This window comes from Xanthobacter variabilis, assembly GCF_043831965.2.
Lineage (GTDB): Bacteria > Pseudomonadota > Alphaproteobacteria > Rhizobiales > Xanthobacteraceae > Xanthobacter.
In genome coordinates this window covers 1,330,614-1,352,099 of record NZ_CM195533.1, presented here as the reverse complement: position 1 = coordinate 1,352,099, position 21,486 = coordinate 1,330,614, and the positions used below count along the sequence as shown (strand labels likewise).

17 protein-coding genes are annotated in these 21,486 nt (G+C 68.3%); 13 read left to right on the top strand and 4 right to left on the bottom strand.

All coding sequences use genetic code 11. The features are described from left to right. The first annotated feature begins 113 nt into the window (after positions 1–113). Together lptB and rpoN are read left to right on the top strand one after the other, a co-directional pair. Complete coding sequence (lptB, locus tag V5F26_RS05825; RefSeq protein ID WP_394946914.1) at positions 114–1,124, top strand: LPS export ABC transporter ATP-binding protein; 1,011 nt, start codon at positions 114–116, stop codon at positions 1,122–1,124. A 34-nt stretch (positions 1,125–1,158) separates the two neighbouring features. Beyond that, positions 1,159–2,694: an RNA polymerase factor sigma-54 gene (gene rpoN / locus V5F26_RS05820; RefSeq protein WP_394946913.1), complete on the top strand. Its 1,536-nt coding sequence runs from the start codon at positions 1,159–1,161 to the stop codon at positions 2,692–2,694. Positions 2,695–3,038: 344 nt separating this feature from the next. Here the strand turns inward: rpoN and V5F26_RS05815 are convergent, their stop codons facing one another. Together V5F26_RS05815 and V5F26_RS05810 are read right to left on the bottom strand one after the other, a co-directional pair. Beyond that, positions 3,039–4,502, bottom strand: coding sequence for a peptide MFS transporter (locus V5F26_RS05815; RefSeq protein ID WP_394946912.1), 1,464 nt, complete (start codon positions 4,500–4,502; stop codon positions 3,039–3,041). A 209-nt stretch (positions 4,503–4,711) separates the two neighbouring features. Continuing rightward, positions 4,712–5,140 carry an organic hydroperoxide resistance protein gene (locus tag V5F26_RS05810; protein ID WP_394946911.1) on the bottom strand — a complete coding sequence of 143 codons (429 nt, stop codon included), beginning with the start codon at positions 5,138–5,140 and terminating at the stop codon, positions 4,712–4,714. 164 nt (positions 5,141–5,304) lie between these two features. Between V5F26_RS05810 and V5F26_RS05805 the strand changes: the two genes are divergently transcribed. The 11 genes from V5F26_RS05805 to V5F26_RS05755 all read left to right on the top strand — a co-directional run bounded on the left by V5F26_RS05805 (position 5,305) and on the right by V5F26_RS05755 (position 18,564). Next, positions 5,305–5,787, top strand: coding sequence for a MarR family winged helix-turn-helix transcriptional regulator (locus V5F26_RS05805; RefSeq protein WP_394057178.1), 483 nt, complete (start codon positions 5,305–5,307; stop codon positions 5,785–5,787). 340 nt (positions 5,788–6,127) lie between these two features. Then, the gene (gene rimP / locus V5F26_RS05800) at positions 6,128–6,961 is read left to right on the top strand and encodes a ribosome maturation factor RimP (RefSeq protein ID WP_394057179.1); all 834 of its coding nucleotides are present in this window, start codon (positions 6,128–6,130) and stop codon (positions 6,959–6,961) included. Continuing rightward, entirely contained in the window at positions 6,961–8,568 is a 1,608-nt protein-coding gene (gene nusA / locus V5F26_RS05795; protein WP_394946910.1) for a transcription termination factor NusA, read from the top strand. The genes rimP and nusA overlap by 1 nt, the downstream gene beginning before the upstream one ends. 21 nt (positions 8,569–8,589) lie before the next feature. Continuing rightward, on the top strand, positions 8,590–9,423 hold the full coding sequence (locus V5F26_RS05790) for an RNA-binding protein (protein ID WP_394057182.1): 834 nt from the start codon (positions 8,590–8,592) through the stop codon (positions 9,421–9,423). Beyond that, on the top strand, positions 9,420–12,605 hold the full coding sequence (gene infB, locus V5F26_RS05785) for a translation initiation factor IF-2 (protein WP_394946909.1): 3,186 nt from the start codon (positions 9,420–9,422) through the stop codon (positions 12,603–12,605). Before V5F26_RS05790 ends, infB begins: the two co-directional genes overlap by 4 nt. A 284-nt stretch (positions 12,606–12,889) precedes the next feature. Next, positions 12,890–13,324: a 30S ribosome-binding factor RbfA gene (gene rbfA / locus V5F26_RS05780; protein ID WP_234053484.1), complete on the top strand. Its 435-nt coding sequence runs from the start codon at positions 12,890–12,892 to the stop codon at positions 13,322–13,324. Then, positions 13,321–14,382, top strand: coding sequence for a tRNA pseudouridine(55) synthase TruB (gene truB / locus V5F26_RS05775; RefSeq protein WP_234053486.1), 1,062 nt, complete (start codon positions 13,321–13,323; stop codon positions 14,380–14,382). The genes rbfA and truB overlap by 4 nt, the downstream gene beginning before the upstream one ends. A gap of 85 nt (positions 14,383–14,467) precedes the next feature. Further along, complete coding sequence (locus tag V5F26_RS05770; RefSeq protein ID WP_234053488.1) at positions 14,468–14,755, top strand: SH3 domain-containing protein; 288 nt, start codon at positions 14,468–14,470, stop codon at positions 14,753–14,755. Between the two features lie 229 nt (positions 14,756–14,984). Then, positions 14,985–15,254: a 30S ribosomal protein S15 gene (gene rpsO / locus V5F26_RS05765; RefSeq protein WP_234053489.1), complete on the top strand. Its 270-nt coding sequence runs from the start codon at positions 14,985–14,987 to the stop codon at positions 15,252–15,254. 318 nt (positions 15,255–15,572) lie between these two features. Continuing rightward, entirely contained in the window at positions 15,573–17,762 is a 2,190-nt protein-coding gene (gene pnp, locus V5F26_RS05760) for a polyribonucleotide nucleotidyltransferase (RefSeq protein ID WP_394057190.1), read from the top strand. 325 nt (positions 17,763–18,087) lie between these two features. Next, positions 18,088–18,564 (top strand): ferritin-like domain-containing protein, encoded by a 477-nt coding sequence (locus V5F26_RS05755; protein WP_394057192.1) that lies wholly within the window; start codon positions 18,088–18,090, stop codon positions 18,562–18,564. 675 nt (positions 18,565–19,239) lie between these two features. On the opposite strand, the gene V5F26_RS05750 is transcribed toward V5F26_RS05755, so the two are convergent. Together V5F26_RS05750 and V5F26_RS05745 are read right to left on the bottom strand one after the other, a co-directional pair. Further along, on the bottom strand, positions 19,240–19,560 hold the full coding sequence (locus V5F26_RS05750) for a YbaB/EbfC family nucleoid-associated protein (RefSeq protein WP_234053497.1): 321 nt from the start codon (positions 19,558–19,560) through the stop codon (positions 19,240–19,242). An 18-nt stretch (positions 19,561–19,578) separates the two neighbouring features. Beyond that, positions 19,579–21,426 (bottom strand): DNA polymerase III subunit gamma/tau, encoded by a 1,848-nt coding sequence (locus V5F26_RS05745; protein ID WP_394946907.1) that lies wholly within the window; start codon positions 21,424–21,426, stop codon positions 19,579–19,581. Positions 21,427–21,486 lie beyond the last annotated feature (60 nt).

Here is a 21,486-nt window from a genome sequence, read left to right as displayed (position 1 = left end):
ACCGCCGACACGCCACGGCCCATTTTTTGCATGTAACGTTGCATCCCTGCCATGGACGCTTTAAACCTAACTCCGGGGGCCGCATTCTTGAGGGCCGCGGGCCGGAGGTAGAGTTGAACGTCCTTTCCTTGTTCGGCAAGGGCGCAGCCAAGCGCCGCAGCAATGAAATCCTCGTGGATGCCGATTTCGACACGGACCACGACACGGCCGGCGTGCCGCGCGGTTCGCAGCGGCTCGCCTCCAACAATGACGCAAATGCCACCAATGACGCATATGCCACATGGGCGTCACAATCCGCCCCGGCGGGCGACACCCGTTGGCGTGAAGCCGGCAATGCCCCGGCCTACCCGTCAGCCTATCACGACGCGCCCTATGACGACGATCCGCACGCCCATGCCGGGGTCGGCTCCCTCGCCGCCTATGGCCTGGCCAAGACCTATGGCGGGCGCAAGGTGGTGCGCGATGTCTCCATGTTCGTGCGGCGGGGCGAGGCGGTGGGCCTGCTCGGCCCCAATGGCGCGGGCAAGACCACCTGCTTCTACATGGTCACCGGCCTCGTGAAGGCGGATGCGGGACGCATCGAGCTCGACGGGCACGACGTGACCCCCATGCCCATGTATCGCCGGGCCCGGCTCGGCATCGGCTACCTGCCCCAGGAGGCGTCCATCTTCCGCGGCCTCACCGTGGAGGGAAACATCATGGGCGTGCTGGAGGTGACCGAGCCCAGCCGCCGCAAGCGGCGCGAGGAGATGGAGCAGCTCCTCGAGGAGTTCAAGATCACCCATGTGCGCAAGTCGCCCTCCATCGCCCTGTCGGGCGGCGAGCGGCGGCGCGTGGAAATCGCGCGCGCCTTGGCCAGCCGCCCCTCCTTCATGCTGCTGGACGAGCCCTTCGCCGGCATCGACCCCATCGCGGTGGGCGACATCCAGGCGCTGGTGCGCCACCTCACCACCCGCGGCATCGGCGTGCTCATCACCGATCACAATGTGCGCGAGACGCTGGGGCTGATCGACCGCGCCTACATCATCCATTCCGGCTCGGTGCTGAAGGAAGGCGACCCCGAATCCATCATCTCCGACCCGGACGTGCGGCGGCTCTATCTCGGCGAGGAGTTCCGCCTATGACAGCTCCCCTCCTTCGCCCCGAGGAGGATCGCGCATGGCGATGACCCCCAAGCTCGAGTTCCGGCAAAGCCAGTCGCTGGTGATGACGCCGCAGCTCATGCAGGCCATCAAGCTGCTGCAGCTCTCCAACATGGAGCTGGTGGCCTATGTGGAGGCCGAGCTGGAGCGCAACCCGCTGCTGGAACGCGCGAGCGAGGATGGGGGCCCCGCCGAAAGCCCGGAGATCGAGGCACCCGAGCCGCCGGCCGGCGACCGCGACGCCCAGTCCGGGGACTGGATGGAAAAGGACATGGAGCCGAGCCGGGCGGAAATGGAAACCCGCCTGGACACCGATCTCGGCAACGTCTTTCCCGACGACGCCCCGGCGGACCGTGCCGCGCCCACCTCATCGTCGAGCCCCTCCTCCTCCACCACCGAATGGGGCGGCGGCGAGCGCGGCGAGGATTACAATCCCGAAGCCTTCCTCACCGCCGAAACCACCCTGGCGGACCACCTGGAAGCCCAGCTTGCGGTGGCGGAGACCGATCCGGCGCGCCGGCTCATCGGCATGCACCTCATCGGCCTCATCGACGAGACCGGCTATTTCAGCGGCGATCTCGACCAGGTGGCCGAGCAGCTCGCCGCCAGCCGGGAGGAAGTGGAGGACGTGCTCAAGCTCATCCAGAGCTTCGAGCCCACCGGGGTCGGCGCGCGCACCCTGGCCGAGTGCCTCGCCCTCCAGCTCAAGGAGCGCGACCGCTACGACCCCGCCATGCAGGCGCTGGTGGAAAACCTGGAACTGCTGGCCAGGCATGACCGCAATGCCCTGAAGCGCGTGTGCGGGGTGGATGCCGCCGACATCGCCGACATGATCGCCGAGATCCGCCGACTTGATCCCAAGCCGGGCCTCGCCTTCGGCTCCGGCGTGGTGCACCCGCTTGTACCCGACGTCTATGTCCGTCCCGGCCCCGACGGCGCCTGGCTGGTGGAGCTGAATTCCGAGACCCTGCCGCGCGTGCTGGTGAACCAGACCTATCACGCCACCGTCGCCAAGGTGGCCAAATCGGCCGAGGACAAGAGCTTCCTCGCCGAGTGCCTGCAGAATGCGAGCTGGCTGACCCGTTCCCTGGACCAGCGCGCCCGTACCATCCTGAAGGTGGCGAGCGAGATCGTGCGCCAGCAGGACGCCTTTTTGCTGCACGGCGTGCGCCATCTGCGGCCGTTGAACCTGCGCACGGTGGCCGATGCCATCGGCATGCACGAATCCACCGTCTCGCGGGTGACCTCCAACAAATACATCGCCACCACGCGTGGGGTGGTGGAGATGAAGTTCTTCTTCTCCTCGGCCATTTCCGCGTCCGGCGGCGGCGAGGCCCATTCGGCGGAGGCGGTGCGCCATCGCATCAAGAGCCTCATCGATGCCGAGGCGCCCACCGACATCCTCTCCGACGACACGCTGGTGCAAAAGCTGAAGGAAGACGGCATCGACATCGCCCGCCGCACGGTGGCCAAGTATCGGGAGGGCATGAACATCCCCTCCTCGGTCCAGCGCCGGCGCGAAAAGATGGCCCTGCGCAGCGAGGCAAGCTGAGCGCGGATCGCGCAGCGCATTGAACCTCACGCCGCGCTTTGTGGTGGGGCAGGGCCTTCGCCACCCGCCGCGCCCGTGCTCCTCAAATCGCGCGCCGATGCGGGCAATCCAAATCGGCATTTCCACCGCATCTTCGCGCGAAGGGGGCACCGGCTCGCTCAGCGCAAACGCCGCGGCCCCATGAGCTGGAGCGCTTCCCCGGTTCCGCGAAACACGGAAATGCTCGAGCCCGCGACGCCCCGCACCACTCGGGCCCTCAGCGGACCTAAGGCCTCAAGCGGCGCCCGCGGCTTCCGCTTGAACGCAGCCCATAGCCCGCCCCGCCCACGCCCGAACAGCGCACCTCAGTGATGCGCCCCGAGGCGCCGCATCACCGGCAGCAGCGCCAGGAAGACCACGGCCGCGCCGAGACCGAGCAGTGCCACCTTCATGTAGACGCCCGCCACCGCGGCCGCATAGGCGGCCATGCTTGCGGCCGCGCCCTCGGGCACGGTGGCGATGGAGCCGATCCAGCCCGCCGCATAGGCGCCGAAGGAGGTGGAGAGGAACCACGCGCCGAACATCAGCCCCGTCAGGCTCGGCGGCGACAGCGCCGAGATCATGGACAGCCCCACCGGCGACAGCGACAATTCCCCCGCCGTGAGCAGGAACAGGCCGCCCAGGACCCAGAGCATGGAGGCCGGCTCCCCGGTGATGCTCGCCCGCCACGCGCCGATGGCGATGAGGCTGAAGGCCAGCCCGGCCAGCAGGATGCCCATGAAGAACTTGAGGCCGGTGGAAGGCTCCCGTCCCCGGGCGCCCAACGCCCCCCACAGGCGGGCGAACAGGGGCGCCAGCACCAGGATGAGGAAGGGGTTCACCGAGGTGAACATGGCGGTGGGCACCTCATAGCCCAGAATGTGCCGGTCTATGGCACGGTCCACCAGCAGCAGCACCGGCCCGTCCTTCTGCTTGAAGAGCGCCCAGAAGAAGCTGGCGAACAGCACATAGACCAGGATCGCCACCAGGTGCCGGCGGTATTCCGGCTCGGCCGTGAAGGCGCGATACACCACATAGGCATAGGTGAGGCCACCACCCACCAGCATCATGGTCTTGGCGCCGTCGGGCACGGCCAGAAGCCAGGTCATCACCGGCACGGCCACCAGGGCCGCCACCACCACCGGCAGCACCAGCTTCGGCCGGCGACACACCATGGTCGCGGGCGCGTAATGACGCGTGCCGGCGACGAACACCACGAGGCCGATGGCCATGCCCACGGCCGCGAGCCCAAAGCCCAGGTGCCAGTCGATCTTCTGGCCCACATAGCCGACGATCAGCGTCGCCAGCAGCGCCCCCACATTGATGCCCATGTAGAACAGGGTATAGCCGCCGTCCCGCCGCACATCATCGGGCCCATAGAGCTGGCCCACCACCGCCGACACCGACGATTTGAAGAAGCCGGTGCCGATGACAATGAAGGCCATGCCCAGAAACAGGCTGTTCTCGGCGAACGGCGTCGCCAGCACGATATGGCCCACCATGATGATGAGGCCGCCGATAATGATGGAAAGCCGGAACCCCAGCACCCGGTCCGCCAGCGCGCCGCCGATGATGGGAGTGAGGAAGACGAAGGCGGCATAGGCGCCATAGGTCAGGCTGGCGCGCGCATCGCCGAAGCCCAGCACGTTCACCATGTAGAGCACGAGCAGCGCCTGCATGCCGTAGAAGGAGAAGCGCTCCCACATCTCCGCGGCGAACAGAAAATAAAGGCCGGTGGGCTGGCGCGTCTCCACGCCGGCCGCGCCGGCCCCGATGCTGGCAACGCTCATGCTCTTCCCCCGCCGGAGCACGGCGAGGGAAACACGCCGCCTCCGCCCCCTGATGAAACCGGTCCCAGAGTAAGGCGGAACCGGCCGGGTCCAAGGGGGTCTTTGGGGCGATCGGCCATCTTTTGCCGCGCCGTGATCTTTTCGCAGCGGCAGCCTCTCTTGCCCGGCATAGAGGTGGCCCGCGCCGATTACGGGCGGGCCACCGGCAGTCACGCCAGGCTAAGGGCCACGTTCACGTTGCCGCGGGTGGCGTTGGAATAGGGGCACACGAAGTGCGCCTTCTCGATGAGGGTCTGGGCCGCCTCCTTCTCAACCCCCGGCAGGTCGATAGCGAGGGCGATATCCAGGCCAAAGCCGCCGTCCGAGCGGGGGCCGATGCCCACGGTGGCGGTCACAGTCGCGTCGGCCGGAACCTTCACCCCGCCGCCCTGCGCGGCAACGAACTTCATGGCGCCAAGGAAACACGCCGCATAGCCGGTAGCGAAGAGCTGCTCGGGGTTCACCCCCTCCCCGCCGGGGCCGCCCAGCTCCTTGGGCACCACCAGCTTCACATCCAGATTGCCGTCGAGGGTGCCGGAACGGCCATCGCGGCCGCCGGTGGCACGGGCGGAGGTGCGGTAGAGAACATTCACGGACATGGGGATTTCCTTTCTTGAACCAGGGGTCATGGGGTTAAACACGCTTACGATTAAATCGTGTACGATATATCTCGCCACCGAGACGGCATGTCAAGCGCTTGCGATTATATCGCGCGATAATTATTTTGCCGGGACCCGGTTCCCGGCCCGAACGGAGCCCCTCCATGACCAAACCGCCACCGCCCAGCGAGCCCCTGCGCCCGCGCCTCGACCAGCTCCTGTGTTTCGCCATCTATGCGGCGGGCCATGCCTTCAACCGCGTTTACAAGCCCTTGCTCGACGCCATCGGCCTCACCTATCCGCAATATCTCGTGATGCTGGCGCTATGGGAGCAGGACGGCGAGACCGTGGGTGCCCTTGGCGCGCGCCTCTCCCTTGAATCGAGCACCCTCACCCCGCTTTTGAAGCGGCTGGAAGCCATGGGCCATCTCACCCGCGCCCGCGACACGCGGGACGAGCGCGTGGTGCGCGTGCGACTCACGCCACAAGGGCAAGCGTTGCGCGAGAAGGCGCAGAGCATTCCGGCGTGCATTCTCGACGCCACCGGCCTCGCTTTGCCGGATCTCGCCCGCCTGCAGCAGGACATCACGGCCCTCACCGCCCATCTGGAGCAGGCGAGCCTTGCCGCCGGTGACGGCAGGAGCTGATCTCGCACGCCTCTTGGCCCTGCCCACCAAGCCCCCGGCATGCGGCACAATGCCGTTCGGCGGGGGCGCCAGGCGGATTTTCCCGCAAAGGTCTGCGTGTCGCCGCGCGGCGCGTCTTGCTTATGCCGCGATTCCAGCTATATTTGCGCCAGTCCCCACATGGGGATGCCTCAGCGCCATCGCAGTCGAAGGTGATGAGAGTGGGTCCCCGCGGGGGTCCGCTCCGTTTCTGTTTATCCGGGCTTTCCCGGTCTTCGATCGCAGACGCTCCGGCCCATGAATTGAGACCCGGCGGCGTGCGCTTTCGACCAGCCCGTCCGCCCAGCCGTCCCGGAGGGACATGACCGACACCCGCCTCGAGCGCGACGACCCGAACGAACCGCGCCTCATCACCGAAACCGGAGTGGCCGCCCGCGTGGCCGCCATCGCCGATGGCGTGCTTGGCGCGCTCGGCTTCCGCCTGGTGCGCGTGAAGGTGACCAATCGCGACGGCGGCACCGTGCAGATCATGGCCGAGCGTCCCGACGGCTCCATGACCATCGACGATTGCGAGGCCGCCTCCCGCGCCCTCTCCCCGGTTCTGGACGTGGAGGACCCGGTCGCGGGCGCCTACCGCCTGGAACTCTCTTCCCCCGGCATCGACCGCCCGCTGGTGCGCGCTTCGGATTTCGAGCGCTGGGCCGGGCATGAAGTGAAGGTGGAGATGAGCGTGCCGGTCGCCGGCCGCAAGCGCTTCCGTGGCCACCTGGTGGGCACCGAGGGTGACTCCGCCGTGGTGCGCCGCGATGACGCGCGCGCCGACGAGGAAGCCACCGTCCTGCTGCCCATGGGCGACATCCACGACGCGAAGCTGGTTCTGACCGACGCCCTCATCACCGCCGCCCTGCGCGCCGCCAAGGCCGCCGGCGCCGAGCTGGACGAGGACGAGGAAGCCTTCCTGGAAGGCGAAGGCGGCGAGATCGCCTTCGACGACGAGGTCGCCAACGATAATCTGGCGGACGACGACGCGCCCGCCGCGCCGGCCCGCAAGCCGGTGGCCAACAAGGCCGCCACGGGCAAGGTCGCCGGCAAGAAGGCCAAGAACAGCGCGACCGGCAAGAAGCCGTCCAAGAAGAAGTCGAACGCCAAGAAATCCAATTTCGAGATCATCAGCACCGTGAAGGAGACGCACTGATGGTGGCCGTCAGCGCAAACCGACTGGAGCTTCTGCAGATCGCCGACGCGGTCGCGCGGGAGAAGTCCATCGACCGCTCCATCGTCATTGCCGCCATGGAGGATGCCATCGCCAAGGCCGCGCGCTCGCGCTACGGCCAGGAGACGGACATCCACGCGGACATCAATCCGCGCACCGGCGAACTGCGCCTCGCCCGCCACCTGCTGGTGGTGGACGACGTGGAGAACCCGGCCACCGAGATCACGCTGGACAGCGCGCGCCGCCACAATCCCGTGGCCCAGGTGGGCGACACCATCGCCGACACCCTGCCCCCCTTCGACTTCGGCCGCATTGCCGCGCAGAGCGCCAAGCAGGTCATCGTGCAGAAGGTGCGCGAGGCTGAGCGCGACCGGCAGTATGACGAATACAAGGACCGCATCGGCGAGGTGGTGAACGGCCTCGTCAAGCGCGTGGAATACGGCAACGTGGTGGTCGATCTCGGCCGTGGCGAGGGCATCCTGCGCCGCGACGAGCTGCTGCCGCGCGAGACCGTGAAGACTGGCGACCGCATCCGCGCCTACATCTACGACGTGCGCCGCGAGCCGCGTGGCCCCCAGATCTTCCTCTCCCGCACCCATCCGCAATTCATGGCGAAGCTGTTCGCCCAGGAAGTGCCGGAGATCTATGACGGCGTGGTGGAGATCAAGGCGGTGGCCCGCGATCCCGGCTCCCGCGCCAAGATCGCCGTCATCTCCCGCGATTCTTCCGTCGATCCGGTCGGCGCCTGCGTCGGTATGCGCGGTTCGCGCGTGCAGGCGGTGGTGAACGAGCTGCAGGGCGAGAAGATCGACATCATCCCCTGGAACCCGGACATCGCCACCTTCATCGTGAACGCTTTGGCCCCGGCCGAGGTGGTCAAAGTGGTGCTCGACGAGGATCGCGAGCGCATCGAGGTGGTGGTACCCGACGCCCAGCTGTCGCTGGCCATCGGCCGCCGTGGCCAGAATGTGCGCCTCGCCACCCAGCTCACCGGCTGGGACATCGACATCATGACCGAGCAGGAAGAGAGCGAGCGGCGGCAGAAGGAATTCGCCGAGCGCACCAAGATGTTCTCCGAAGCGCTCGACCTGGATGAGATGATGGGCCAGCTGCTTGCTTCCGAAGGCTTCGCCTCGGTGGAAGAGATTGCCTACGTGCCACTTTCGGAGCTCGCTTCCATCGAGGGCTTCGACGAGGATACCGCCGCCGAGCTCCAGGCCCGCGCCCAGAAGCATCTGGCCGAGGTGGAGGAAGCCCTCGACAACCGCCGCAAGGAACTCGGTGTCGAGGACGACCTGAAGCCGCTGCCGGGCGTGACGTCCAAGATGCTGGTGGCGTTCGGCGAGAACGACATCAAGACGGTGGAGGACCTGGCCGGCTGCGCCACGGACGACCTCATTGGCTGGTCCGAGCGCAAGGACGGCGAGACCATCCGCCATGCCGGCGCCCTCGACGGCTTCGAGTTCTCCCGTGAGGATGCCGAGCAGCTCATTATGCATGCCCGTGTCGCCGCAGGCTGGATCAGCGCCGAGGAGGCCTCCAACGAGGCCGAAGAGGACGCTGATGCCACGCCCCCGGCCGGCGCCTGAGAGCAAAGGAGATGACCCGCAGTGCTTGCAGAAATGGTCGAGGTGGAGACGGACGAGGGACCGCGCGGGCTGAGCTCGCCGCGGGCGCCTTTGTCGCGCCTGTGCCTGGCCACGCGGCAGGTCACGCCGGTCTCACAGATGCTGCGCTTCGTGGTGGGGCCGGACGGACAGATCGTCCCTGACCTCACCCGGAAGCTCCCGGGACGCGGCGCGTGGGTTCGAGCCACACGCGCCGACCTGGAAACCGCGTTGAAGCGCAAGGCCTTCGGCCGCGCGTTCAAAGGCAAGGGCACGCCCACACCAGGCCTTGTGGCCCTGGTGGAAGGCCTGCTCGAAAAGGACACCCGCGCCAGCCTCTCGCTCGCCAACAAAGCGGGACGGGTGGTGACGGGCACCATGAAGGTGGAGCAAGCGCTCGCCTCCGGCTCGGTCGCAGTGCTCGTGCACGCCTCCGACGCGAGCCCCGATGGCGTTCGCAAACTCGATGCCCACGCCCGCCAGGCGGCCGCCTCCGGCTCGCGGGTTGCGGACATCGTCAATTCCCTGCCCGGCGTTGATTTGGACTTGGCGTTGGGGCGGTCAAATGTGGTACATGCGGCCCTGCTTGCGCATCCGACGACAGCGGGATTTCTCGCGCGCTGCCGCAAGCTCGAACGCTGGCGGACGGGGATCCCCGCCGGCGACGAGCGCGGGGCGCCCGTGAGCGGGGGCCGTGAAACACAGGTTTCTCAAGAAACCCCGGTTTCTGACGCTCTGGTTTCCGAGGCTCTGATTTCCTCAGGCGATCACCAGAGTGGCGAAGACAAGGACAGCAGCCGAGCGCCCGGCCGGATGCAAGGAACGGATACGGAATGAACGATACGAAGACACCCGGCGACAAGACGCTCCACCCCGCCTCCGGCAGCAAGACGCTCACCCTGAAGCGCCCGGTGGAACAGGGCACTGTGCGCCAGAGCTTCAGCCACGGCCGCTCCAAGGCGGTCGTGGTGGAGAAGGTGAAGCGCCGCGTCATCCCTGGTGAGACGGCCCAGCCCGCGGCTGCCGCCCCGGCGGCGCCGGCCGCCCCCGCGCGCCCTGCGGCAGCGCCCGCCGCGCCGGTCACTGCCACTCCGGCTCCCGCCGCCGCATCCCCGGCCACGCCGCAGGCGAAGGCCCCGGCGGCACCCGCGCCCGCCGCGCCGGCGCCGGTCGCTCCCGTTCAGGCTGAGGCACCCGTGTCGGCGCCTGTCGCCGCACCCGAGCCCGTCGCGGCCCCGGTGGCGGCGACCCCGGCTCCCGCCGCACCGCAGGCGCCTGCTCCTGAGGCTCCCAAGGCGCCCGCTCCGGCGGCCCCGGCCGAGGCCAAGGCTCCTGCCGCCCCGCAGGCCGCAGCGCCGGCCGAGGCCCCCAAGGCCGCGGCGACGCCGGCTGCCACTCCGGCCGCGCCCGCAGCTCCGGCTCGCCCGGCGGCCCCCGCCGCGCCGCGTGCCGGCGCCAGCCATCAGGGCGCCGGCCACTCCGGCCCCCGTCCGACCGGGAACGCGCCGCAGCGTTCCGGCGGCCCCCAGCGCTCCGGCGCGCCGCAGTCGAACCGCCAGGGTCAGGGCCACGGACAGGGCTCCGGCCAGTCCCAGCGCTCGGGCGGCGGCGCCGATCGCCGTTCCGGCGGCCCGCAGGGTCGTCCCGGCGCCCAGCGCCAGGGCGGTTCCGGCGTGGTGCTGCGCACCCTGACCGAGGAGGAGCGCAACGCTCGCGCCACCGCCCTTGCCGATGCGCGCGCCCGCGCCGTCGAGGAAGCGCGGATGGCGGAGGAGCGCCGCATCGCGGAGGAGGAAGCCCGCCGCCGCGCCGAGCGCGAGCGCGCCGAACGCGCCGAGCGTGAGGCCGCCGAGGCGCGCAAGCGCGAGGAAGACGCCCGCCGCGCCCAGGAAGAGGAAAAGAAGCGCAAGGCCGAGCAGGAAGCGCGCAAGCGTTTCGGCGAGGAGCAGGGCTCCGGCACCGCCGCCGCCCGTCCCGCCGGCACCACCACCGCGCGCCCGCTGACGCCCCGCGCGCCCGGCGAGGGCGAGGAAGAGGAGCGCCGCGCCGGTGGTCCCCTGCGCCGCAGCCCCGGTGCGCGCGTCGTCACGCCGCCCAAGCCCACCCGCACCCCGGGTGCCGCTGAGAAGCAGCGCGGCCGCCTCACCGTGGTCACCGCCTTGTCGGACAGCGACGAGCGCCAGCGTTCGGTGGCCTCGTTCCGCCGCCGTACCCAGCGCATGACCGGCAATCGCGTGCAGGAGAGCAAGGAGAAGATCTCCCGCGAGGTGATCCTGCCCGAGACCATCACCATCCAGGAACTCGCCAACCGCATGTCGGAGCGGGGCGTGGATGTGATCCGCCTGCTGATGAAGCAGGGCCAGATGATGAAGATCACCGACGTGATCGACGCCGATACCGCCGAGCTGATCGCCGAGGAGATGGGGCACACGGTGCGCCGCGTCTCGGAATCCGACGTGGAAGAGGGCCTGTTCGACACGCCCGACGCCGCCGAGGATCTGGTGGCGCGCCCGCCGGTGGTCACCATCATGGGCCATGTCGACCACGGCAAGACCTCGCTGCTCGACGCCATCCGCAAGGCGAACGTGGTGTCGGGTGAGGCCGGTGGCATCACCCAGCACATCGGCGCCTACCAGGTGACCGCGCCGTCCGGCGGCAAGATCACCTTCATCGACACCCCCGGCCACGCCGCCTTCACCGCCATGCGCGCCCGCGGCGCCAAGGTGACGGACATCGTGGTGCTGGTGGTGGCGGCCGATGACGGCGTGATGCCGCAGACCATCGAGGCCATCAATCACGCCCGCGCCGCTGGCGTGCCGATCATCGTGGCCATCAATAAGATCGACAAGCCCGGCGCCAAGCCCGAGCGTGTCCGCACCGAGCTGCTCCAGCACGAGGTGCAGGTGGAAAGCATGGGCGGCGAGACGCTCGAGGTGGAGGTCTCCGCCAAGGAGCAGATCAACCTCGACAAGCTGCTCGATGCCATCTCGCTGCAGTCGGAAATCCTTGATCTCAAGGCCAACCCCGACCGCGCCGCCGAAGGCACCGTGGTGGAAGCCAAGCTGGATCGCGGCCGTGGCCCGGTGGCCACCGTGCTGGTGCAGCGCGGCACCATGCGCGTGGGCGACATCGTGGTGGCCGGCGCCGAATGGGGCCGCGTGCGCGCCCTCATCTCGGACATCGGCAGCAACGTGACCGAGGCCGGCCCTTCCATGCCGGTCGAGGTGCTCGGCTTCAACGGCACCCCGGAGGCGGGCGACCGCCTGGCCGTGGTGGAGAACGAAGCCCGCGCCCGCGAAATCACCGATTATCGTCAGCGCCAGAAGCGCGAGAAGGCGGCGGCTCGCTCCACCGCCATCCGCGGCTCGCTGGAACAGATGATGAGCCAGGTGAAGTCGGCCGGCCGCAAGGAGTTCCCGCTCATCATCAAGGGCGACGTGCAGGGCTCGGTGGAAGCGATCATCGGCGCGCTGGAGAAGGTGGGCAATGACGAGGTGCAGGCCCGCATCATCCATTCCGGCGCCGGCGGCATCAATGAGAGCGACGTGACCCTGGCGGAGACTTCCGGCGCGGCCATCATCGCCTTCAACGTGCGCGCCAACAAGGAAGCGCGCGACGCGGCCGAGCGGGCCGGTGTCGAGATCCGCTACTACAACATCATCTACGACCTCGTGGATGACGTGAAGCACGCGATGAGCGGCCTTCTGGCCCCCATCACCCGCGAGACCATGCTGGGCAATGCGGAGATCCGTCAGATCTTCGCCGTGTCCAAGGTCGGCAAGGTGGCGGGCTGCCTGGTCACCGACGGTGTGGTGGAACGCGGCCAGCATGTCCGCCTCATCCGCGACAACGTGGTGATCCACGAGGGCAAGCTCTCGACCCTCAACCGCTTCAAGGATGCGGTGAACACCGTGCACGCCGGCCAGGAATGCGGCATGTCCTTCGAGAACTACCAGGACATGCGCGAGGGCGACGTCATCGAGTGCTATCGCGTGGAGACGGTGCAGCGCTCGCTGTGAGCCACCGCGCCTCCGCGTAACGCCGCACGCCCTCCCGCCAAAGGGAGGGGCAGGGAAACGCAAAGCGGGCGTCGGCAATGGCGCGCGTTTGCTTTTCCCGTCGCGGTTATGGGCACGGCCCTGCCATCCCCGGTCCCTGCGGCCGGGGCACGGCGTGAGTCCTCCGCAGTGACGTGGACATCACGCGAAGACATCACCGGAGCGGCACGGTCCAAGCCCGTCCGCTCCCCCTGAAGGAACAGGCGCCCGGCTCCGCCACGGCGCCGCTGAGGCTTTATCGACCCATGAGACCTGAACCCCGCACGGGAGGCGGCCCCTCCCAGCGCATGCTGCGCGTCGGCGAGCTCGTGCGCCACGCCCTCGCCGATGTGCTCTCGCGCGGCGACCACATCGACCCCGTCCTCTCCGGCCACATCATCACGGTGCCGGAAGTGCGCATGTCGCCCGACCTGAAGGTGGCCACCTGCTTCGTGATGCCCCTGGGCGGCAAGGACCTCGCCCCGGTGCTGAAGGCACTGGAAGCCAATCGCCGCCACCTGCGCAGCGAGGTCGCGCGCCGGGTGGAGCTGAAATCCGTGCCGGAGCTGCGCTTCCGCGAGGACACCTCGTTCGACGAGGGCGCCCGCATGGATGCGCTCCTGCGCTCTCCCCAGGTGGCGCGCGACGTCGTGCCCGACCTGGATTCCGATAGCGACGACGAAGAGACCAACCGCGAATGACTTCCGCATCTGCCGCCGCCTCCGCCCCCGAAGCAGCGCCCCAGCCGGAGCAGACCGGCGACCACGCCAACGCCCCCCGCGGCCGCGGCCCCCGCGCCCCACGCGAGCAGGACAACCGCCCCCGCGTGCCCAAGCGCGACCTTGATGGCTGGGTCCTGCTGGACAAGCCCGTGGGCCTCACCTCCACCCAGGCGGTGACCGTGGTGAAGCGCCTGTTCGGCGCCAAGAAGGCCGGCCACGCCGGCACCCTCGACCCGCTGGCGTCGGGCTGCCTGCCCATCGCCTTCGGCGAGGCCACCAAGACCGTTCCCTATGTGATGGACGGCCGCAAGACCTATCGCTTCACGGTGCGCTTCGGCATCGAGACCGACACGGACGACGCCGAGGGCAAGGAGGTCGCCAGCTCCGACGTCCGCCCCGCCGATGACGAGATCGTCGCCGCCCTCGCCCAATTCCACGGCGAGATCATGCAGGTCCCGCCCGCTTACTCGGCCCTGAAGATCGGCGGCGAGCGCGCCTACGACCTCGCCCGCGAAGGCGAGGAAGTGAAGCTGGAGGCCCGCCCCGTCAGCATCTTCAGCCTGGTAATGGTGGAGCGCCCCGACATCGACCACGCGGTTCTGGAAGCGCAGTGCGGCAAGGGCACCTATGTGCGCGCCATCGCCCGCGACCTCGGCCGCCTGCTGGGCACGCGCGGGCACGTTTCCGCCTTGCGCCGCACCTCCGTCGGCCCCTTCCTGGAAGAGGACCTCGTGCCCCTGGACGAGCTGCGCGAGCGGGCCGACGTGGGCGACGAGGCGCTGATGGAGGCGCTCGACCCGGTGGAATTCGCGCTCGAGGAAGTGCCGCAGATCTCGGTGACCCCGCCGGACGCCCACCGCCTGCGCTGCGGGCAGAGCGTGATCCTGCGCGGGCGCGATGCCCCCATCGTCGAGGGCCATGCGGCCATCTTCTGCCAGAACGCGCTGATCGCCATCGGCGACGTTGAGGGGGGTGAAATCTACCCTCATCGCGTGTTTAACTGGGCGCGTCGGGCGGCCAAGCCGGCCAACCGATAGGAGCGGACCGCCGACCTCGGCCTCTCCTCAGCCATCGAACCCGGCCCACCAGGTTCGAGTGCCGGCCGATGAGAGGGAGGGGCCCATGTCGCGGCACGTCTTCGCATTCACGCTGCTGGCGGCGAGCCTGCTCGCCGCCGCTTCGCCGGCCTCGGCTCAGAGCCGGTGCAGGGTCACCGACCCCACGGGAACGCCACTGAATGTGCGCACCGCGCCCCAAGGGCAAGTGGTCGGCACCATCCCCAACGGAACACTGGTGACCATTCTGGACCACGCCAGCGATTCCCGCGGGCGCCCCTGGGTCTATGTCGCGGTACACAAATCCGGCCGCCCGCTCGGCTGGGTCTATCGCGAGTTCGTCTCCTGCTTCTGAAAGGCTCGCAGGCGATATTCCGCTAGCCCTCAAGGAGAAATCCGCTATAGTCGCGCCGCGCGGACGGTGCCCTCGGGTGCCGCTTTTCGCGTTGCTGTTTCGACCGTGCTGGACGACATCCCGGCCCGGCCGACCCGCGCCCCTTCGCCACCTTCGGCCGCCATCCGGCGACACCGAGGGGAAATGGCGGGCGACGCGTTTTTTCCATCTCTTTTGAAAGGACTGACTGATGTCGATCACGGCAGAGCGCAAGCAGGCGCTTATCAAGGATTACGGGGCCAAGGACGGCGACACCGGTTCGCCCGAGGTGCAGGTTGCGATCCTCACCGAGCGCATCGTGAACCTCACCGAGCACTTCAAGTCCCACCACAAGGACAACCACTCGCGTCGCGGGCTGCTCAAGCTCGTCTCGCAGCGCCGCAGCCTTCTCGACTATTTGAAGAAGAAGGACGAGGGGCGCTACAAGTCCCTCATCGGCCGTCTCGGCCTCCGCCGCTGATGCGTCGACCGGATCTGGGCCCGCCCGGATCCGGCAGCGCCCGCAAGGGCGCGGGATCAATCGGAACCCCGGCACCAAGGTCGCCGGGGCGCCGCAAGCATAAGGGCCCGGCACCCAGCCGAGGGCGCGCGCCATGAAAGCGCGCCGTCGCCGCAGGCATGGGGCCTGCCGCGCAGTCTGAACACAAGGGACGAGTCATGGCAGGATCGCCGGACGCCACCGTCGGGGCCCCTTCTTGAAAAGGGTGGCTTCGCGCGGCGCGTCCGGCCGTCTTGCTCATGGCTCTCCCCGTTTGCCATGAGAGAAAGACAAGACCACATGTTCGACATTCACAGCGAAACGCTGGATTGGGGTGGCACCACCCTCACCCTGGAAACCGGCAAGATGGCCCGCCAGGCCGACGGTTCCGTGCTCGCCACCTATGGCGACACCAAGGTGCTCGCCACCGTGGTTTCCGCCAAGGAGCCGAAGCCCGGCCAGGACTTCTTCCCCCTGACCGTGAACTATCAGGAAAAGTCCTACGCCGCCGGCCGCATTCCCGGCGGCTACTTCAAGCGCGAGGGCCGTCCCTCCGAGAAGGAGACCCTGGTCTCCCGCCTCATCGACCGGCCGATCCGCCCCCTCTTCCCCGATGGCTACAAGTGCGACACCCAGGTGATCATCACCGTGCTCGCCCATGACCTGGAGAACGATCCCGACGTCGTCTCCATGGTGGCCGCCTCCGCCGCCCTCACCTTGTCCGGCATTCCCTTCATGGGCCCGGTGGGCGCCGCCCGCGTCGGCTTCATCGACGGCGAATACGTGCTCAACCCCACCGTCGACGAAGTGAAGGAAAGCGACCTGGAACTGGTCGTTGCCGGCACGTCCGACGCCGTGCTCATGGTCGAGTCCGAAGCCAAGGAGCTGCCCGAGGAGATCATGCTCGGCGCGGTGATGTTCGGCCACCGCCACTTCCAGCCGGTGATCGAGGCCATCATCAAGCTGGCCGAGAAGGCCGCCAAGGAACCCCGCGCCTTCCAGCCCGCCGACGTCTCCGCCATCGAGGCCAAGGTGAAGGAGATCGCCGAGGCCGACCTGCGCGCCGCCTACAAGATCAAGCAGAAGCAGGCCCGCTACGAGGCCGTTGGCGCCGCCAAGTCCAAGGTGAAGAAGTATTACGAGGAGCTGGCGCTCGGCGGCACCGCGGTGCCTAACCCGCAGGTGGTGGCCGAGGTCATCAAGCACCTCGAAGCCCAGATCGTGCGCTGGAACATCCTCGACGACGGCATCCGCATCGACGGCCGCGACGTGCGCACCGTGCGCCCGATCGTGTCCGAGGTCGGCGTGCTGCCGCGCGCCCACGGCTCGGCCCTGTTCACCCGCGGCGAGACGCAGGCCCTGGTGGTCGCGACCCTCGGCACCGGCGAGGACGAGCAGTTCATCGACAGCCTGGAGGGCACCTACAAGGAGCACTTCCTGCTGCACTACAACTTCCCGCCCTTCTCCGTGGGCGAGACCGGCCGCATGGGTTCGCCCGGCCGCCGCGAGATCGGCCACGGCAAGCTGGCCTGGCGCGCCATCCACCCGATGCTGCCGGCCAAGCACGAGTTCCCCTACACCCTGCGCGTGGTCTCCGAGATCCTGGAGTCCAACGGCTCCTCGTCCATGGCCACCGTCTGCGGCTCCTCGCTGGCGCTGATGGATGCGGGCGTGCCGCTGCGGCGCCCGGTGGCGGGCATCGCCATGGGCCTCATCCTCGAGGGTGAGAAGTTCGCCGTGCTCTCCGACATCCTGGGCGACGAGGATCACCTCGGCGACATGGACTTCAAGGTGGCCGGCACCGAGCAGGGCGTGACCTCGCTCCAGATGGACATCAAGATCGCCGGCATCACCGAGGAGATCATGAAGGTCGCCCTGGCCCAGGCCAAGGACGGGCGCACCCACATTCTCGGCGAGATGGCCAAGGCCCTCACCAGCGCCCGCGCGGAACTCGGCGAGCATGCCCCGCGCATCGAGGTGATGAAGATCCCCGTGGACAAGATCCGCGAAGTGATCGGCTCCGGCGGCAAGGTGATCCGCGAGATCGTCGAGAAGACCGGCGCCAAGATCAACATCGAGGACGACGGCACCATCAAGATCGCGTCCGCCTCCGGCGACAGCATCAAGGCCGCCATCAACTGGATCAAGTCCATCGCCTCCGAGCCGGAAGTGGGCCAGATCTATGAAGGCACCGTGGTGAAGGTGGTGGACTTCGGCGCCTTTGTGAACTTCTTCGGGTCCAAGGACGGCCTGGTGCACGTCTCCCAGATGGCCAAGGAGCGGGTGAACAAGCCCTCCGACGTCGTCAAGGAAGGCGACAAGGTCAAGGTCAAGCTCATGGGCTTCGACGAGCGCGGCAAGACCCGCCTGTCCATGAAGGTGGTCGACCAGGCCACCGGCGAGGACCTGGAAGCCAAGGAGAAAGCCGAGAAGGAGGCCGCCAAGGCCGCCGACGGCGAGAACAAGGGCGAGGCCGGCGCGGCGGAGTGATCCGCACGCCATTCCTGTCTCGATTTAACGCAGGGGCGGCCGCAAGGCCGCCCCTTTCGTTTGCGCGCCGCTCCTCCGGAATTCGCAACTCTATGACTTATGTCAATCAAGGCGCAGCCTATCCGCTGTAATGAGGGAAAGTTGTCTTTCCCGATGTTCGGATGAACCCGTCCGGCGCTGTTTAATTTTTGTGCATCTTCTTTTTCACTCGCGTCACACAGTGTCCTTCCGCCGTGAAGACAGGGTTTCCTGAGCGCGAGCATCCATCCGCAGCGGCCGGCGGCGCCCGTGACATCGGCACGCCTTTGCCTTGGAGGACCCCATCTTGAAGACTGTCGAGGAATTTCTGGCTTACGCAGCCAAGCTCGAGGAAGAAGCTGCCCTGCGTTTCGGCGAGCTGGCCGATGCGATGCAGAGCTGCGGCAATGCCGAGGTTGGCCAGCTGTTCCGCCGCCTGTCCGACTATTCCCGCATGCATCTCTCGGACGCGCGGGCGCGCGCCATGTATCGCGACATTCCTGAGATGAAGCCGAACGAATACCAGTGGCCCGACCTTGAAAGCCCGGAAACCGCGCGCATCTGGGCCGCGGATCCCTTCCTCGGCCATGGCGAGGCCCTGGAGATCGCGCGTGAGGCCGAGGAGGCCAGCCGCGACTATTACAAGTCCATCCTCGACACCACCGAGGATCCGGAAATCAAGGCGCTCGCGCAGGAATTCTTCGAGGAAGAGTCCGAGCATGTGCGCGAGATCCACAAATGGATCGCCGCCTATAAAGACCGCCGCCCCGTCACCGCGAGCTGAGGGCCGCCACGCATTATGATCCGGGGGGCGGCCGGAGGGTGGCCGCTTCGGATCGAGGTCGCGCTGGCGCCTCCCGGCAGCCGGCGCGACCTGCGCTCCTTTTGTGTTCCGGGCTATTCCCGCACGCATCGTCCCGGCGCCGCAGCGGCCTGTGGTGACGGCCCAGGGGCCGGTGAGGCGACGCCGGCAGACATGCGGGAAATGCGGAACCTGCGCAGACAATCCGCCCGTCGCGCACGCAAGCAGCACCGGCAACCGGAAGGGTCCCGGCCCGATCGGCGGGGAGACCAAACCGTAGTCGCCAGCATCGATGGCCAATCGACAGCCGGCACACGGCAGGTCTTGCCAACCACCAAAGCGCTTGTCAGGCACCTGCGCCGCTCACCCCCTCAAGGGGAAGCGCTGGGCAAGGAGCAGAGCGGGGGCATGTAAACCGAGCAGCGAGGCGAAGCCCCCCCTTTTGCCTCCGGCGAGCCGGCCGCTCCCTGGCCTTCGGCCGCAAGCGGGCGAGGAAACGAGCCCCACCCGTCGGTGCGTCTTGACGGCCCAGAGGCCCCGAACCGCAGACGCAGACCCGGCCTGACCGTTATGAGGACGGCGACGCCTCAGCCGATGGGGCACACCGCGCTGGCGTCACTAGCATCCCCAAAGACCCGGGGGCGTCCCCGGCGGCGATCAGAACAGCTTCATGCCGGGCGGCAAGGACAGGCCGCCGGTGAGGCCCTGCATCTTTTCCTGCATCACCCGCTCGGCCTTGCCGCGCGCGTCGGCCAGGGCGGCGACGATGAGATCCTCCAGGATCTCCACTTCGTCCGGCTTCACCAGAGACGGGTCGATGCGCACCGCCTTGCACTCGCCCTTGGCGGTGACGCGGGCGGTGACGAGGCCGCCGCCGGAGGCGCCTTCCACCTCGATGGTGTCGAGCTCGGCCTGCATCTGCTGCATGCGCTCCTGCAGCTCCTTGGCCTGCTTCATCATGCCGAACAGGTCACGCATGGCCTCATTTCTCCTTGGTCAATATTCAATCTCGTCATCGGGTCCGGGACCCGCATAGGCGTCTTCTTCCGCTGGGGGAAGAGCCTCATCCACCTCGTCCTCGCGGGTGCGCACATCCACCACTTCGGCGCGGGGAAAGCGCGCCAGCACGGCGGCCACCAGGGGATGGGCCTTGATGCCCTCCTCCCGCTCCGCCTGGCGCGCGTCGCGCTCCTCGGAAAGCGTGGGCCCGCCCTGCTCCTGGGAGAGGGAGACCAGCCAGCGCCGGCCGGTCCATTCCGTGAGCTTCTTGGCGATGTCGCCCACCACCACGGGACTGGCGCCGGGGCTCAGGGCGATTTCAATGTGCCCGTCCTCGAACTTCACCGGGCGAACCTGGGTTTCCACCGCCAGCTTCAGCAGCAGGTCGCGCTTGTCGCTGGCCAGCGCCGCCACATCCGCAAGGCTCGCCAGCCTTGGCCCGGCCTGCGCGGGCGCGACGGCGACCGGCGCGGGCCGGGGCTGCGCCGTGGCCGCCGCAAGGGCGAGGCGCGCGCCCCCTCCCCCACCGCCGGAGGGCATGGGCGCGGGCGGCGCGGACGAAGGCGAGGGCTGGTCCTTCAGGCGGCGAAGGGCCTCATCGGGCGTGGGCAGATCGGCGGCGTAAGCCAGGCGCACCAGCACCATTTCGGCGGCCTGCACGGGCTTGGGAGCCTGCTGCACCTCGCCGATGCCCTTCTGGAGCATCTGCCAGGCCCGCGCCAGCACGCGCATGGACAAGGCTTGCGCCATCTCGCCGCCGCGCACCCGCTCCGCCTCCACCAAGGCGGCGTCATTGGCGGCATCGGGCACGATCTTCAGGCGGGTGACGAGATGGGTGAATTCGGCCAGATCGGTGAGGATCACCGCCGGGTCGGCGCCGGCATCATACTGGTCGCGGAACTCGGCCAGGGCCTTGGGCATGGCGCCGCGCATCAGCGCCTCGAACAGGTCGATCACGCGTCCCTTGTCGGCAAGGCCCAACAGGCGCCGCACCTCTTCCGCCGAGACGTTGCCGCCGCCATGGGCGATGGCCTGATCCAACAGGGAGAGGCTGTCGCGCACCGAGCCTTCCGCCGCCCGCGCCACGATGGACAGGGCCTCCGCCTCGATGGAAACGCCTTCCTTGGCACAGATGCCCTTCAGGTGATCGGCCAAGACGCCCGCATCCACCCGCCTCAGGTCGAAGCGCTGGCAGCGCGAGAGCACGGTGACCGGCACCTTGCGGATTTCGGTGGTGGCGAAGATGAACTTCACATGCTCCGGCGGCTCCTCCAGCGTCTTCAACAGGCCGTTGAAGGCGGCGGTGGAGAGCATGTGCACTTCGTCGATGATATAGACCTTGTAGCGCGCCATCACCGGGCGATACCGCGCGCTTTCGATGATCTCGCGGATGTCGTTGATGGAGGTGTTGGACGCGGCGTCCATCTCCATCACGTCCACATGGCGCGATTCGATGATGTCGCGGCAGTGCTTGCCCGGCACCGACAAATCAAGGCTCGGCCCGCCGGGCGAACCATCCATCGGCTCGTAATTGAGGGCGCGGGCGAGGATGCGGGCGGTGGTGGTCTTGCCCACGCCGCGCACGCCGGTGAGGATATAGGCCTGGGCGATGCGGCCGGAGGCGAACGCATTCCTCAGGGTGCGGACCATCGCCTCCTGGCCGATGAGGTCCGCGAAATTCTGCGGGCGATACTTGCGCGCCAGCACCCGATAGGCGCCCGGCGTGGCCGGGACCGGCACCGCAGCCGGGGGCTGCGTGGGCGTGCCGAAATCGAGGCCGGGGCCGTCATGCTCCGGCGTCGCGCTGGCGGGGGCGTTCAGGTCGTCGCGGGTGTTCTCGCTCATGGGTCTTACATAGTGCATCCGCGCCACGGCCGCCACGCGATGGTGCGTGGCGCGCCCAAG